General features: G+C 66.7%; 14 protein-coding genes. 9 read left to right on the forward strand and 5 right to left on the reverse strand.

Annotated features, from left to right (window positions below):
- Positions 1 to 680 (forward strand): methyl-accepting chemotaxis protein (locus FVW20_RS12810; protein ID WP_231039085.1); only part of this gene is annotated, 680 nt, incomplete at its 5' end.
- Between the two features lie 253 nt (positions 681 to 933).
- Here FVW20_RS12810 and FVW20_RS12815 read toward each other — a convergent pair.
- Positions 934 to 2,142, reverse strand: coding sequence for an HD-GYP domain-containing protein (locus FVW20_RS12815; RefSeq protein ID WP_196609921.1), 1,209 nt, complete (start codon positions 2,140 to 2,142; stop codon positions 934 to 936).
- A gap of 356 nt (positions 2,143 to 2,498) precedes the next feature.
- Between FVW20_RS12815 and FVW20_RS12820 the strand changes: the two genes are divergently transcribed.
- Complete coding sequence (locus tag FVW20_RS12820; RefSeq protein ID WP_196609922.1) at positions 2,499 to 3,737, forward strand: EAL and HDOD domain-containing protein; 1,239 nt, start codon at positions 2,499 to 2,501, stop codon at positions 3,735 to 3,737.
- 151 nt (positions 3,738 to 3,888) lie between these two features.
- On the opposite strand, the gene FVW20_RS12825 is transcribed toward FVW20_RS12820, so the two are convergent.
- Positions 3,889 to 5,184, reverse strand: coding sequence for a phenylacetate--CoA ligase (locus FVW20_RS12825; protein ID WP_196609923.1), 1,296 nt, complete (start codon positions 5,182 to 5,184; stop codon positions 3,889 to 3,891).
- 534 nt (positions 5,185 to 5,718) lie between these two features.
- Here FVW20_RS12825 and purD point away from each other — a divergent pair.
- The gene (purD, locus tag FVW20_RS12830; protein WP_196609924.1) at positions 5,719 to 6,996 is read left to right on the forward strand and encodes a phosphoribosylamine--glycine ligase; all 1,278 of its coding nucleotides are present in this window, start codon (positions 5,719 to 5,721) and stop codon (positions 6,994 to 6,996) included.
- A 356-nt stretch (positions 6,997 to 7,352) separates the two neighbouring features.
- Complete coding sequence (gene purE / locus FVW20_RS12835) at positions 7,353 to 7,853, forward strand: 5-(carboxyamino)imidazole ribonucleotide mutase (protein ID WP_196609925.1); 501 nt, start codon at positions 7,353 to 7,355, stop codon at positions 7,851 to 7,853.
- Positions 7,854 to 8,238: 385 nt separating this feature from the next.
- On the opposite strand, the gene FVW20_RS12840 is transcribed toward purE, so the two are convergent.
- Positions 8,239 to 8,562 (reverse strand): hypothetical protein, encoded by a 324-nt coding sequence (locus FVW20_RS12840; RefSeq protein ID WP_196609926.1) that lies wholly within the window; start codon positions 8,560 to 8,562, stop codon positions 8,239 to 8,241.
- A gap of 435 nt (positions 8,563 to 8,997) precedes the next feature.
- On the opposite strand from FVW20_RS12840, the gene FVW20_RS12845 reads away from it, so the two are divergent.
- The 4 genes from FVW20_RS12845 to FVW20_RS12860 all read left to right on the forward strand — a co-directional run bounded on the left by FVW20_RS12845 (position 8,998) and on the right by FVW20_RS12860 (position 11,917).
- On the forward strand, positions 8,998 to 9,576 hold the full coding sequence (locus FVW20_RS12845; protein WP_196609927.1) for a TetR/AcrR family transcriptional regulator: 579 nt from the start codon (positions 8,998 to 9,000) through the stop codon (positions 9,574 to 9,576).
- Between the two features lie 155 nt (positions 9,577 to 9,731).
- The gene (gene nfsB, locus FVW20_RS12850) at positions 9,732 to 10,385 is read left to right on the forward strand and encodes an oxygen-insensitive NAD(P)H nitroreductase (RefSeq protein ID WP_196609928.1); all 654 of its coding nucleotides are present in this window, start codon (positions 9,732 to 9,734) and stop codon (positions 10,383 to 10,385) included.
- 59 nt (positions 10,386 to 10,444) lie between these two features.
- A complete protein-coding gene (locus FVW20_RS12855; protein WP_196609929.1) occupies positions 10,445 to 10,981 on the forward strand; it encodes a hypothetical protein in 537 nt (178 codons plus the stop codon).
- 57 nt (positions 10,982 to 11,038) lie between these two features.
- The gene (locus FVW20_RS12860; RefSeq protein ID WP_196609930.1) at positions 11,039 to 11,917 is read left to right on the forward strand and encodes a polysaccharide deacetylase family protein; all 879 of its coding nucleotides are present in this window, start codon (positions 11,039 to 11,041) and stop codon (positions 11,915 to 11,917) included.
- A 184-nt stretch (positions 11,918 to 12,101) separates the two neighbouring features.
- Here FVW20_RS12860 and FVW20_RS12865 read toward each other — a convergent pair whose 3' ends face one another.
- Together FVW20_RS12865 and FVW20_RS12870 are read right to left on the reverse strand one after the other, a co-directional pair.
- On the reverse strand, positions 12,102 to 12,899 hold the full coding sequence (locus FVW20_RS12865; RefSeq protein ID WP_196609931.1) for an ABC transporter permease: 798 nt from the start codon (positions 12,897 to 12,899) through the stop codon (positions 12,102 to 12,104).
- Positions 12,896 to 13,570 (reverse strand): ABC transporter ATP-binding protein, encoded by a 675-nt coding sequence (locus FVW20_RS12870; protein WP_307831528.1) that lies wholly within the window; start codon positions 13,568 to 13,570, stop codon positions 12,896 to 12,898. Before FVW20_RS12870 ends, FVW20_RS12865 begins: the two co-directional genes overlap by 4 nt.
- Positions 13,571 to 14,038: 468 nt before the next feature.
- Here FVW20_RS12870 and mutL point away from each other — a divergent pair.
- Positions 14,039 to 14,813 (forward strand): DNA mismatch repair endonuclease MutL (mutL, locus tag FVW20_RS12875; protein WP_196609933.1); only part of this gene is annotated, 775 nt, incomplete at its 3' end.

Raw genomic sequence — 14,813 nt, forward strand, 5'->3', positions numbered from 1 at the left:
CCCGCCTTGCCGGACGCGCCGCGGATGCTGCGGAACGCGCCGTGGACGAGGCGCGGGCTGGCTCCGACAAGGTGCGCCGCATGCGCGAGGCCATGCGCGGGGTGGTGGAGCGGTCGGAGGAATTGCGCGGCGGCATGCGCGAACTGGGCGGGCAGGCGGAATCCATCGGACGGGTGATGGCCGTCATCGCCGACATAGCCGACCAGACCAACCTGCTGGCCCTGAACGCCGCCATCGAGGCGGCCCGCGCCGGTGACGCCGGGCGCGGATTCGCCGTGGTGGCGGACGAAGTGCGCAAGCTTGCCGAAAAGACCATGCAGGCCACCAGCGAGGTGCATGCCGCCATCACCGCCATCCAGCACGGGGTGCGCGACAGCATGAACCGGGTGGACGCATCGGGCGGGGCCATCGACGAGACCGCGCAGTTGGCGGGTGAATCCAGCGCGGCGCTGGAGCGCATCGTGCATCTGGTGGGGGCCACCACCGACGAGGTGGGCTCCATTGCCGACCGGGCGGGCCTGCAGGCCGAACAGGCGGCCCGGGCGGCCATGGCCATCGACGTCATCCGCGAGGTGGCCGAGGGCATGGCCGAGGGCATGCACGAGGCGGCCAGCGCCGTGGACGGGCTGCGCCAGCAGGCCGACCGGTTGCAGGCGCTCATCGTGCAGATAACCGCCTGACCCCCCGCCCCTTCCGGCACCCGGGCGCCAGCACCCGCACGTCACATCGCGAACGCCGGGCATCACTGAATCGGGGACGAACGAAACGGGCAACGCGCGGGCCCGGCGCAAACGGGCCCGGCAGCAAACCGAACCGGGGCACCCCCAAAGGAGCGCCCCGGCGTTGTTCACGACATGGCGTCAGCAACGAAAAGCAAAATGCACGAGACGGTGGCTGACAAGCCCCGGCAAAGCCGCGTCAGCGGCCCGCCGGTCAGGAGACGCCCAGCACCTGGCCGGGGTCTATGCCCGCATCGCGCGGGTCCAGGCAGGCCACCACCTTCACGGCGGCCTGGCCGGAAAGGTCCAGCCTGCGATACTGAGCCGGGCGACCCTTGGGGTCGCGCACCACGATCACTTCCGGCAGCAGCGGTTCGCGCGCATTGCCCTTGCTGACCACGCCGCGCTGGCCGGTATTCAGTTCCACCACGCTGCCCACGGGGTATATCCCGAGACACCGGATGAACCGCTCCACGAAGCCGGGATGAAAATCCTGCCCGCGCATGCCGTACATCAGGCCCAACGCCTTGTGCGGCAGCATGGCCGCCTTGTACACCCGGCGGCTGGTAAGGGCGTCGTACACATCCACCACGGCCAGGATGCGGGCAATGATGCTGATTTCCTCGCCCTTGAGTCCGCGCGGGTAGCCGAGGCCGTTGTACTTCTCGTGGTGCTCCAGCATGCCTGTCAGCACCTCGTCGTAGACCGCGGGATTGTCGCGCACCTGTTCCCACCCCAGTTCGGGGTGGCGCTTCATGACGTTGAACTCTTCGGGCGTCAGGCGGCGCGGGCTGTTCAGGATGGTGTCGGGCACGCGGGCCTTGCCAAGGTCGTGAAACAACCCGGCCAGGCCAACCCGGCTCAGGGTGATGTCGCCAAAGCCCAGATGCCGACCGAAAACCACGGCCAGCACGGCCACGTTGATGCAATGGGTGTAGGTGTATTCGTCCACCGAGCGCAGCTTGGAAAGGCCCAGCAGCGCGCTGGCGTTGCGGGTGACGCTGGTAAGGATGCCCTCGACCATGGGCTGGGCGGCCTGCACGTCCACGAAGCCGTCCTGGCGCATGACTTCCATGGCCTTACGCGCGAAGCCCACGGAATCGTCGTACAGCGCGCGGGCTAGGGGCATTTCTTCCGCAAGAGGCACGGTGGGAGCCAGCGGATCCTCGTCGCCAAGGTCTCGCGCCAGTTCGGCGGAAATGGCTTCTTCATCGCTCAGGCCGTCGGTGCCGTCACCCCCCAGTGAACGGCGCGTATCCACGAAGACCTCCATGAAGCCTTCGCGCTGGATGCGCAGCACGTCGCCCTCGGAGCCGACAACCCCCACCTGGCTGTACAGGTACGGGTTCTCGAGCCACGAAAGGCCCATGTCCACCACGTACATGCCGGGTTTGAGATCCCGCGTGGAGATCTTCTTGAGCACCGGTGCCTCCTCCCTTTCCCTTGCTGCCGCCGGAGCGACGATCCTTTGCATCTACGTATATTCGCTGCAAAAAACAACTACCCACATGGCGTCGCGGTGTCGCAAGGGCGCATGAATGAAGTGCCGCAGCATCCCCCTTCGGCGCAATGCAGGGCCGCCCCCATGTTGCTGTACTCCTTTCCGTAGGCCCTGGGGGTATCGCCCCCTTGCCCGAGACTGCCGCACCTGCCATACTGGAATGCCAGCTTCAGGCCACGGGACGGGCCGCAGGTGTGCCGCCATCCATGAACCACGGGACGGACCGCAGGTGTGCCGCCGTCAATGCTCAACGCGCACGCGGGGCGGAGCCCGCACCCATGCAGGCCCAGAATCCCTCGCAGCAGCCCACCATCTTCATCGCCCGACAGCCCATCTTCGATGCTTCGGGGGCGCTGTGGGGGCATGAACTGTTGTTCCGCAACAGCCCCAGCGGTCCCGCGCGCATCGACGATCCGGATGCGGCCACCGCCTCCGTCATCGCCGACGGCTACGCCATCGCCAGCGAAACCATACCCGGCGTCACCCCCTTCCTGATCAACTTTCCCGAAGGCCTGCTGCTGTCCGGCGCGGCAGAGGTGCTGCCGCCGGACCGGTGCATCCCCGAAATCCTTGAAACGGTGCAGCCCACGCCGGAACTGGTGGAGGCCCTGCACACCCTGAAACGCGCGGGCTACCGGCTGGCCGTGGACGACTTCGTGGGGCAGGACCAGGCCCTGCCGCTGCTGGGGCTGGCGGACATCATCAAGGTGGACGTGCTGGGCGTGCCCCCGGCGGAGTTGCCCGCGCTCACGGTCACCCTGCGCAAGAGCCACCACGCCATGCTGCTGGCGGAAAAGGTGGAGAACGAGGCCATGTTCGACCAGTGCCGCATGCTGGGGTACACCCTGTTCCAGGGCTACCACTTCGCCAGGCCGGTCATAGTGCCGGGGCGCACCCTGTCGTCGGCCCAGACCTCGCGCCTGCACCTGATGCAGTCGCTGACCGGAGAGGCCGACCCGCACAAACTGGTGCGCGCCGTAACCGTGGACCCCGGCCTTACCTACCGCCTGCTGCGGTACATCAACTCCGCGTGGTTCGCCCTGCTGAAGGAAGTGACCTCCATCCAGCAAGCGGCATCGCTGCTGGGCTTCGAAACGCTGCGCAAGTGGCTGCTGGTGATCACCCTGGCCGACGCGGCGGGCAGCGCCGCCCCGGCCGAGGCCATGCGGCTGGCCGTGACCCGCGCGCGTTTTCTGGAACTGCTGTGCGGGTTGGTGCGCACCTGCACCCATGCACCGGAATCCATGTTCCTGCTGGGGCTGCTGTCGCAACTGGACGCGCTGCTGGGCATCCCCATGCCCGTGCTGCTGGCCCACCTGCCGCTGGACGCGGACTTTCAGGCCGCCCTTTCCGGCGAGCCTTCGCCCATGCACGACGAATTGCAACTGGCCGTGCTGCTGGAGCGCGGCGCCTGGGACGAGGCGCTGCCGCTGATGGCGAAGCTGGGCTTTTCACCCATGGACGTGGCCCACAGCAACATCGATGCCCAGGTGTGGGCAAGCCGGATATTGAGCTAGCGGGACACGGCAGGGTAGCCGGATCGCAGGCACGTGAGGGCGCGCCGGAACGCAGGAGAAGCAAAAAGGGCACACCATCGGTGTGCCCTTGTGCATTGCAAAACCTCTTGCAGGACTGCATGCAAGGCTTGTTTCCCCATGAGGGGTGCCCCTACCCGTCGGCCATGCGCAGATCGGTCACCCGCTTGGACTTGCCGAACGAACGCGGCAGCACGCCGGGGTCCACCACCTGTACGGCCACGCGGGCCATCAGCTTCTTGTGCAGGCGGTCGCCCACCTCGCGCACCAGACCCGCGTCGGCATCCGCCGTGGCGCCTTCCTGCCGTTCCACCTGCAGCAGCATGGCGTCGCGGCCATCGGTGCGGGTGAGCTGGATATGGTACTCGGACCCCAGCACCGGAAATTCGTGCAGCACGTCAGCGATCTGGCCGGGGTAGATGTTCACCCCCCGGAAAATGATCATGTCGTCCGAACGGCCCAGGATATGGTCGTGCCGGGGGATGCACCGCCCGCACGAACACTGGCCGGGCAGCATGCGCGTCAGGTCGCGGGTGCGGTAGCGGACCAGCGGCGAGGCTTCCTTGCGCAACGAGGTGACCACCATCTCGCCCACCTCGCCGGGGGCCACCGGTTGCAGGGTGGCCGGGTCCAGTATCTCGATGACGAACAGGTCGGCCCAGTAGTGCAGGCCCTCGCGCGCATCGCATTCCAGCCCGGTGCCGGGGCCGTACATTTCGGTCATGCCCGCGATGTCGTAGCTGCCCGTCAGCCCCAGCTTCTGCTCGAAGGCGGCGCGCATGCGCGGGCTGTGCGTTTCCGCGCCGAATATCACCTTGCGCAGTTTCACCTTGTCCAGCAGGCCGTTGCGCTCCACTTCCTCGGCCATCAGCAGGGCCATGGAGGCGGTGGACCCCAGACAGGTCACGCCCATGTCCACCAGCAACTGCAACTGCATTTCCAGATTGCCCGGCCCCACCGGCACGGTGAGCGCGCCGAACTTCTCCGATCCCAGTTGGAACCCGGCCCCCGCCGTCCACAGACCGTAGCCCACGGCGATCTGCACGCGGTCTTCGCGGGTAAGGCCCGCCAGTTCGTAGCAACGGGCCATCTGCAGGGCAAAGGTGTCCACGTCGTTCTGGGTGTAGGCCAGGATCTTGCGCTTGCCCGTGGTGCCCGACGAGGCATGGATGCGCACCACGTCGCTTTCCGGCACGGACAGCAGCGGCAGGGGGTAGCCCTCGCGCAGGTCTTCCACGCTGGCGGTGGGCAGGCGCACGATGTCGTCCAGGGTGCGGATGTCGTCGGGGTGCACGCCCGCCGCGTCGAACTTGCGCTTGTAGGCCGGGCAGTTGGCGTAGGCGTGGCGCACGGTCCAGCGCAGGCCCTCGGTCTGCACGCGATGCAGGGTTTCGGGGTCGAGATGGGGCAGGAAGCGTTGCTGCGACATGGAAGCGGACTCCTGGGGACGGCGGAATATATGAACGCGACACGAAACGGAACGTGGTCGAACGGGGCCGGACAGTGAACCGGACGAAACCGCGAACCGGACCGGACATGGGGCCGGGCTGGGGCCGGGCTGGGGCCGGGTTCCCGACCTGCACCGGGCCTGGGTCGAACGAGCGGCGAACGGGCGGCGCGGCTTGTGCGGCGGCGCAAAAGCCTGTATCTGAGGCCCACGCAACGCACCGGCCAGCCCCCTTGTGCCGGGACATCGGCAACCCGCCGGAAAGCCGCCGGTTGCTTGCCGCAGGCTGCGCCCCCCCCTGCTCCCTGCGGGCACGGCGGCCCGTGCGCATCATCGCCGCAGATGGTGGTCGCAGCCGGTCTTCAAGGCGCCGGAACACGGCATCGCACGGCGCCCGCATATTGTATACAATCCGGGCGCACAAGAGAGCTATCACGAATCCTCGCGGGGGAAAACCCCGGCCAGCCGCCGCGCGGCCCCCGCATCATCACCCCTTGCCGCATCAGGAGGCCCACCGTGCGGATACTCATCGTCGGATCCGGCGGGCGTGAACACGCCCTGGCCTGGAAGCTGCGCCAGAGCCCCCTCGTCAAGGACATCTTCATCGCGCCCGGCAACGGCGGCACCGCTCTGGAAGGCACCAACGTGCCCATTTCCGACGGCGACCTGCCCGCGCTGGTGCGCTTTGCGCTGGATGAAAAGATCGACCTCGTGGTGCCCGGCCCGGAACTGCCCCTGGTGCTGGGCATCAAGGACGCCATGGTCGCGGCGGGCGTGCCCTGCTTCGGCCCCGACGCCTACGGCGCGCAACTGGAAGGCAGCAAGGCCTTCGCCAAGGAAGTCATGCGCGCGGCGGGCGTGCCCACCGCCGCGTTCGGCGTGTTCGACAATGCCGATGCGGCCCGTGCCTACATCCGCCAGAACGGCGCGCCCGTGGTGGTCAAGGCCGACGGCCTTGCAGCCGGCAAGGGCGTGGTGGTGGCCCGCACCGTGGACGAGGCGCTGGAAGCCGTGGACGACATGATGGTCAGGCGCGCCTTTGGCGACGCAGGCGACCGCGTGGTGGTGGAAAGCGCGCTGGCGGGCGAGGAAGCCTCCTTCCTGTGCCTGTGTGACGGCGAAACGGTTCTTCCGCTGCCCTCCGCGCAGGACCACAAGGCCGTGTTCGACAACGACCAAGGCCCCAACACAGGCGGCATGGGCGCATACAGCCCCGCCCCGGTGCTGCCCGAATCGCGCTACGGGGAAATGATCGACCTCGTGATCCGCCCCGTGCTGCGCGAACTGATCAAACGCGGCCACCCCTTCACCGGGGTGCTGTACGCGGGGCTGATGATGACCGCCGAAGGCCCCATGGTGCTGGAATTCAACACCCGCTTCGGCGACCCGGAATGCCAGCCGCTGCTGATGCGCCTTGACGGCGACCTTGCCGCCATCATGGTGGCGGGCGCGCAGGGCCGCCTGCACGAAACCACCCTGCCCCTGAAGCGCGAAACCGCGCTGGGCGTGGTCATGGCGGCCAAGGGCTACCCCGGCAACTATGCCAAGGGCATGACCATTTCCGGCATCGAAGATGCCGAGGCGCTGGGCCCGGTGAAGGTGTTCCAGGCGGGCACCGAACAGCGCGATGGCGCTTCCGTGTCGCGCGGCGGACGCGTGCTGTGCGTCACCGCCCTTGGCGACACCCTGGCCGACGCGCAGGCGCTGGCTTACAAGGCCGTGGCGAAAGTGCGCATGGACAATGCCCACTACCGCAGCGACATCGGCGCAAAGGGCCTGAAGCGCGGGGCGTAGCCCAGCGCGCGGGTACATCTGCAAGAAAGGGCCGGGAGCGGCGAGCCGCCACCCGGCCCCGATCGATTGAGCCAGTCCGGCCCGGTCCCGCTGGCTTCGACCGAAGAAACCGGGGCCAACCGGGCACGACCGAATCTGACCGGACCTGAGCGGACCTGACCGAACCGGAACGGGTAGGCAGGGGACGACATCGGACGGCATGGGGCGGCATGGGGCGGCATGGGGCACGCACGACGTTTCCGGCACTGCCCGGGCGTTTCGCCACGCCGTCCAACAGATACCAGTCCGGATTGAACCGGTTCACGGCGGCACGGACCGCCCGGTTACCGAACCCTTATCGACAACAGGAGATCCGCATGACCAAGGTTGCCGTTTTCATGGGCTCCGCCTCGGACGAGGACACCGTACGCCCGTGCACCGAAGTGCTCGACAGCCTGGGCATTTCCTACCTGTTCACCGTCAGCTCCGCCCACCGCACCCCGGAACGCACCGAACGGCTGGTGACCAAGCTTGAAGCCGAAGGCTGCCAGGTGTTCATCTGCGCGGCGGGCATGGCCGCCCACCTGGCCGGGGCCGTGGCCGCGCGCACCCAGAAGCCGGTCATCGGCATTCCCGTGGCGGCATCCGCCCTTGGCGGCATGGACGCCCTGCTGGCCACGGTGCAGATGCCCCCCGGCTTTCCGGTGGCCACCGTGGCGCTGGACAAGGCAGGCGCGCGCAACGCCGCCTGGCTGGCCGCGCAAATCCTGGCCCTGGCCGATCCGGCCCTGTCGCAACGCCTTGCCGCCGCCCGCGCCAAGATGAAGGCCGACGCGGAAAAGGCCGGGGAAGAACTGGAAGCCCGGTACCGGAAGTAGGCAACGCCTCCTCATTTTTTCACCCGCCCATACACGCAATGACGGCCGCATCCCATTGGGACGCGGCCATCATGCGTTATATCCGTTGCGGAAAGGAATCGATCCCTTGCAGCGGGGCAACCGGGAGGGGTTGCGAACCCGTCAAAACCTCTGGTGGCGGGGCACTCCGGTGCCCCGCCTTTTCGTGTCCGGGCCTCTCGTGTCTGGAGTCCTCGTGCCTAGTCCTCTCGCTGTGCCCCAGCAGGCCGTGGCCCTTTGGCCTGACCGGACGCCTGCCGGGGGGCCGTGCAATCGCTCAATGCTCCGTCCTGGCCCCATGCCCACCCCTCGGCTGTCCGGTGGCGGCGCATGCCGGGTCAGGCACTCCGTCAATCCAGTGCTGCGCTCAGGCGTGACCCATGGGTTCACCATCACGCAGCAGGTCGCGGTACACGATCTCGCTAAGGCGGATGACCTTCAGACGGTACTCGTCTTCTTCCGGGTGGCAGTGCGCGCAGCCGTCGGTGACGATCATGCAATGCTCGTCAATGTCGGCGGCGTTTACGCCCACGCCATGCAGTACAACGGTTGCGCGGCCATGTTCCCACATCACCGGCCTGCCGCAACGGGCGCATTCCACAAACATCAGTTCAGGGTCATAGCCTTTCGGCTGCGATGGCACGTGGGGCTGCCGCTCAACAACGCGATCAATGCGATCAATCTGGCGCATGGCGTTCCTCCCTGGCTTGTGCCCGGCTCGTGCCGAACCTTTTGATGGTCGCGGAATCGTTGGTCGCTCGTCCTCCCGATTGTTCCCGTGCAGCTCTCCATGGCAGGCGTTCGACATCGCCGGTGACCGTCCGTAACCGTCACCGCCACCTGACGGGCCGTCCGCCTGTTCCATGGGCTATGTCTTCAACAGTAAGTTATGCGCGCGTCCGAAGCAACGCCTGTAGACGAGATGCCGCACGATAAACGTCGCCAGCGCGCCATGGCGGATGCCGGAAAGCCGGGAGCACGGCGCCCAAAACATCCCCGCCAAGTTCTTGCCATGCCCGCTTTGGCCCTTCTCTCACAGGCTTCCGGGCAAACCGGCCCACCCTTCCGCAAAAAATCCCCGGGCAGTAACCTTGACACCATGCCTACCATCTCATAGATAGGCAGCATGAAAAAGACGATCAACCGTAAGGGCGAACTTCTCGAAACCGCCCGAAACATCATACAGCGCGTTGGCGTCAACGCCATGAGTTATGCCGACCTCAGCAAGATCATTGGCATTACCACGGCAAGCATCCATCATCATTTTCCCCGCAAGGAAGACCTGATCCTCTCGCTCATCGCACAGAGCCGCGAAATCTACGGAAACAAATTCCAGGAAATCGTTGGTTCCGATCTGACCAGCATTGAAAAACTGCAAACCATAGCCGGTCTTTACGAACAGGGTGTGCGCATGGGGAAAATGTGCCTTATCGGCATTCTCAGCACGGAATTCGCGACACTGGGAGATGACGTACGCGCGGCGCTCAACGTGTCCGCGTCGGAAACCATTGGCACGTTCGCACGGGCTGTACAGATGGGGATCGACGCTGGCGAGATCGTCCCTGGCAAAAGAAGCAGCAGGGAAATCGCACAGGCGTTCCACAGTACGCTGCTGGGGGCGCAGATACAGGCGCGGTGTAGCGGAAACCTTGAAGCATTCGAAAATTCCGTCGAAGTATTCATTGAGTCCATTCGTAAAAAATGATTCTTTTCATTTAATTACAAAACCTATCTACTAGAAGATTGGTAGCACGCAAAACCAAGGGGCACCGCAAGGTGAAGGCGACGACCGGCAGGACCCGGAAATGCACACCTGCCAGCCCCAGTCCATCAACCCCGTTTACCCGAGAGGACATCCCCATGCATATCGATGAGTACGCAAAAGCCCGCTACACCACGAAGGCATTCGACCCCGCACGCCGCATTCCGCAGGATCAGGTCACCCAGATCGAAACGCTGCTGCGCTTCAGCCCCTCGTCCACCAACGTCCAGCCGTGGCACTTCTTCATCGCCGGCACCGACGAGGGCAAGGAGCGCATCGCCAAGGCGACCACCGGCTTCTACTCGTTCAATGCCCCCAAGGTGCTCAACGCCTCGCACGTCGTGGTGTTCTGCACGCGCAACAACGTCGACGAGGCCCACCTGCAGGCCGTGCTCGCCCAGGAAGACAAGGACGGCCGGTTCCACGACGCGGCGACCCGCGACGGACAGCACGGCGGCCGCTCGTATTTCGTCAACATGCACCGCTTTGAACTGCGCGACGTGCAGCACTGGATGGAAAAGCAGGTGTACCTTGCCCTGGGCACGCTGCTGTACTCCGTTTCGCTGCTGGGCATTGACGCCTGCCCCATGGAGGGCTTCGACCAGCGCATCCTGGACCAGGAACTGGATCTGCGCACCATCGGCTGCACCAGTTCGGTGCTCGTCCCGCTGGGTTACCGCGCGGCGGACGACTTCAACGCCAAACTGCCCAAGTCCCGCCTGCCCGGGGAAGCCATCCTCACCAGGTTGTAGGACAAGCCCCCGGTTCCGGTCGTGTCGACCGTCGGAGGCAACACAAGGAGGTACGCGCCATGGCCAACCCGAACCCGCATGAAGACACCACGCGCCCGGCATATCTTGGCGAACTGTTGCGACACTTCGCCGATCTGCGCGACGGAACCCACGGAGCCGCCGTGACGCGGGCAGACAAGGAGCAACTCTTCCTGCAGGCCGTTGCCTTCATGGACCCGGCGTCCAGGCAGGCGCTTGGCGAGATCAACCGGACCCTGCTGCTGGGCACCGGAACCGTGAATGCCACGGGCGTCGTCCGACACCCGGCAGGCGACACCACCGCCGCATGGACACTGGAATGGCCGGAACAGCAACGCGCCGGGCTTTCGCCCATAACGCTGCTGGCGTTCTACGGAAGGGGCTTCCACCATCCCCACATGCGCGGACGCAGCGTGGGGAACTGGCCGCTCAATGTCTTTTCCGCCAGCGAAGGCAAGGAGGCCCTGCCCACGCTGCGTGCCATCGCCGCCGCAGAGTTGCACAACCTCGTCTTTGAAAGCGACTACCGCATCGTGCCTGCCACCCTGCACCAGCACGACGACACGGCATTATACTGACACAGGTGGTTGCGGCCACTCCTGGCCGCTCACCTACAACCACCGGAGGCAAATGCCATGATGAAACGCACCCAGACTCCACCGTGGCCGGACGGTTCGCGCCTTGTGATCAGCATATCCATGCAGTTTGAAACCGGCGGACAGCCCGCCGGGGCCGAAAGCCCCTTCTCCGCGCTGCCCCTGCCCGCCAACGTGCCCGACCTGCCGGCCGAAAGCTGGTTCCGGTACGGCGCCGCTGAAGGCGTTTACAGGATGCTCGACCTTTGGGACAAGTACGGCATCAAGGTGACGTCCCACATGGTGGGCGAAGCCGCCCGGGCCTACCCGGATGTGGCCAGGGCCATTGCCGACGCCGGGCACGAAATCGCCGGGCACGGCATCGCCTGGGCCAACCAGTGGAACCTGTCCTACGAGGACGAACTGCAATTCGTGAAGGACGGGCTGGACCTCGTGGAGTCCATTACCGGCCAGCGCGCGGTGGGCTACAACTGCAACTGGTTGCGACGCAGCGTTAACACGCTGAAGGTGCTGCAGGATCTCAACTTCCTCTACCACATCGACGACGTGAGCCGCGACGAGCCCTTCGTGACCCACGTGCGCGGCAAGCGCTTCGCCATTGTGCCCTACACCCTGCGCAACAACGACATCGTGAACTTCTCCGGCAAGAACTGGACCCCCGAGCAGTTCCTGTCCCAGCTCAAGGGTGATTTCGACCAGTTGTACATGGAAGCGGGCAGCAGGCGTCGCATGATGTCGTTCAGCATGCACGACCGCATTGGCGGCGCGGCGTCCGTGGTCAACGTGGTCGAGCGGTTCATCCAGTACGCCATGCGCCACCAGGGCGTGGTCTTCATGCGCAAGGACCAGATCGCGCGCATCGCCATGGATGACGCGGCAACGCCCGTGGATGACTGCGAAGCCGCCTACAACAGCTGACCAGCGTCACGCGGCCCCGCCGCGTGATTCCGGACCCGTAATGAACGACGGCCACGCCCCTATCGGACGTGGCTGTCGTTCATTGCGGACTCATCCGTGCCCCCCATGGTCCGGAAGCCGGGCATCCCTGGCCGGAACCCGGCCGGACCAGTCAGACCAGTCGGGCCGTCCGCCGCTTTCCGCGCTACGCCCGCAACAGCAGATTGTGCGCGCGCCCGAAGCAACGCCTGCGCACCAGATGCAACACGATAAATGTGGCCAGCGCCGTGGATGCCACTATCATCAGCATGACCACTATCTGGTAGCGCACGGCGTCCGCCGGGTCCGCCCCGGCCATGATCTGGCCGGTCATCATGCCGGGTATGGACACCAGCCCCACGCCCATCATGGAATTGACGGACGGAATCATGCCCGCGCGCAGCGCCTCGCGAAAGATGTCGGCGCTGGCCTCGTCCCGGTCCGCGCCAAGGCACAGGCGCATTTCCACCTCTGCCCGGTGGGCGCGCAGGTCGGAGAACAGCCGGTCCAGCGCCACGGCCAGCGCGTTCATGGAATTGCCCGCCACCATGCCCCCGATGGGGATGAAGTACTGCGGCTCCCACCACGGCCTGGCCCCGATGATCAGCCCCGTGACCACGAAGGTGACCAGAAAGAAGGTCACCTGCACCGCCAGCAGGGTGGGCATGAAGTAGTCCACGCTCTTCTCGCGCACCCGCCCCTTGACGATGCGCGCGGCGAACCAGGTCATGACCATGTACATGCCCACCACCAGCAGCGCCGATTGCAGGCCGAACAGGATGCGCAGCAGGTAGCCCATGGCGAACAGCTGGGCAAAGGTGCGCAGCGTGCCGATGGCCAGATCGCGTTCCAGCTTCAGGTGATGCACCAGCGACAGCCCGCCAGCCAGCAGCACGAACACCACGGCCACGGCCAGTTGCCACGGCCCTATCTGGATGTAGGCCATGCCCAGCCGATCGTTCATGCGGCACCTCCGGCGGCCATTGCGGCGGCGGCGCTATCGGGATGACCCACCGCCACTTCGCGCACCCCGCCGTCCTGCACGCGCACGTCGCGCCAGGGGCGGCGCACCGGACGGTAGGCCCCGTGGGTGACCATGAGCACGGTCACCCCGTCCTCGTTCAGTTCCTCGGTCAGGGCTTCCACCACCGCGCTGCTTTCCGGGTCCAGCGCGCTGGTGGGCTCGTCCATCAGCAGGGCGGCAGGCCGCAGCAACATCGTGCGGATAATGCACACCCGCTGGCGCTGCCCCACGCTGAGCGCCGCCGCCGTGGCGTCCAGCCCCACCCCGGCCAGCCGGAAACGGGCCAGCCACCCGGCCAGTTCCGTGTCGTCGGGCGGGGTCAGCCCCTTGTTGGCCGCAAAGGTGAACGGCAGCAGCAGGTTGTCGCGCACGGTGCCCTCGCCCACCGTGGGGGTCTGCTGCACGAAGCCAAGAGTGCGGCGCAACTCTGCCGGTGGAATGTCCGCCACCGGTCGGCCACCACATCGGACCACCCCGGAGTCTGCCTCTTCCAGCCGCACGGCAAGGCGCAACAGGGTGGATTTGCCCGCGCCCGACGGCCCGGTGAGCATGACAAAATCGCCGGGGTGCACCGCAAGGTTCACGCGGGCAAGGCCGGGGTTCGGAGGCACGCCGGAGCCGCCTGGCGCGACGGCGGATGGCCGGACCGTTGCTCCGGCAGGCCGCGCCGACGGAGATGCGATTCCCGCGCCCGGTCTGGCCCCACCATTCCCTGTCGTGCCGGACGCATACGCGAACGACATGTCGTCGAACTGAAGAAGTGGCTGCATGGCGCCAATCTACCGCCGGGCGCACGGGGGTGTCATCAACTATCACCCGGGCAAATGCAGGAGGGGGCCAAGCGGATGGTCGCCAATGCCGACACGGGCAGGGGCAGGCACGAGCAACCACACATGGCCGGGGCGAACCCGGATCGGCGGGCACCCGAATCGGCGGAAACAAGGACTGGCCAGCGCGGGGGCCGTCCCCCTCAGCGCAGGGGCATTCCCGCCCGGCCCCACCCGCCCCCCAAAGCCCCTGCCGCGCAGGCATCACCGCCGCCGCTTTACCTTGCCCGCCCGAGTGGCTACAGAGGAACCATGCACACGCACGACCACGACACCGCCCCTTCCCCCGTTTCCGACAACGCCACAGTCTCTGCCACGCACCCCGCCCCCGCGCGCGGCACGCGCCGCCGCATCCAGGTGCTGCCCACAGACCTGCGCAACCAGATTGCCGCGGGCGAGGTGGTGGAACGCCCGGCCAGCGTGGTCAAGGAACTGGTGGAAAACAGCCTGGACGCCGGGGCCACCACCGTGGAGGTGGCCCTGGACAACGGCGGACAGTCGCTGATCATGGTGCGCGACGACGGCACCGGCATCCCGGCGGAAGAACTGGAACTGGCCGTCACCCGCCACGCCACCAGCAAGGTGGCCAACCTCGCGGAACTGACACGCATCGGCAGCTTCGGCTTCCGGGGCGAGGCGCTGCCCTCCATCGCCTCGGTGTCGCGGTTCCGCATGACCTCCGCCCCGGTGGCTCAGGATGGGGGGGACGGCACCCCCGGCGAGGCCACCTACATAGAGGTGGCGCACGGCCACGTGGTGTCCGCCGGTCCGGCGGCGCTGCACCGGGGCACCATCGTCGAGGTGCGCGACCTGTTCGCCAACGTGCCCGCGCGCCTGAAATTCCTGAAGACCCAGGCCACCGAGCTGAAGCGCGCCCAGGAACTGTTCGCGCGGCTGGCCCTGACCCGGCCCGACGTGGCCTTCACCCTGACCGCGGGCGGACGCGAGGTGCTGCGCTTTCCCGCCGGGCAGACCCTGGCCCGACGGCTGGCGGTGCTGTGGCCCCCGGCGGTGGTGGACACCCTGC

Origin of the sequence: Nitratidesulfovibrio oxamicus, from assembly GCF_015731765.1 — a bacterium.
GTDB lineage: Bacteria > Desulfobacterota > Desulfovibrionia > Desulfovibrionales > Desulfovibrionaceae > Cupidesulfovibrio > Cupidesulfovibrio oxamicus.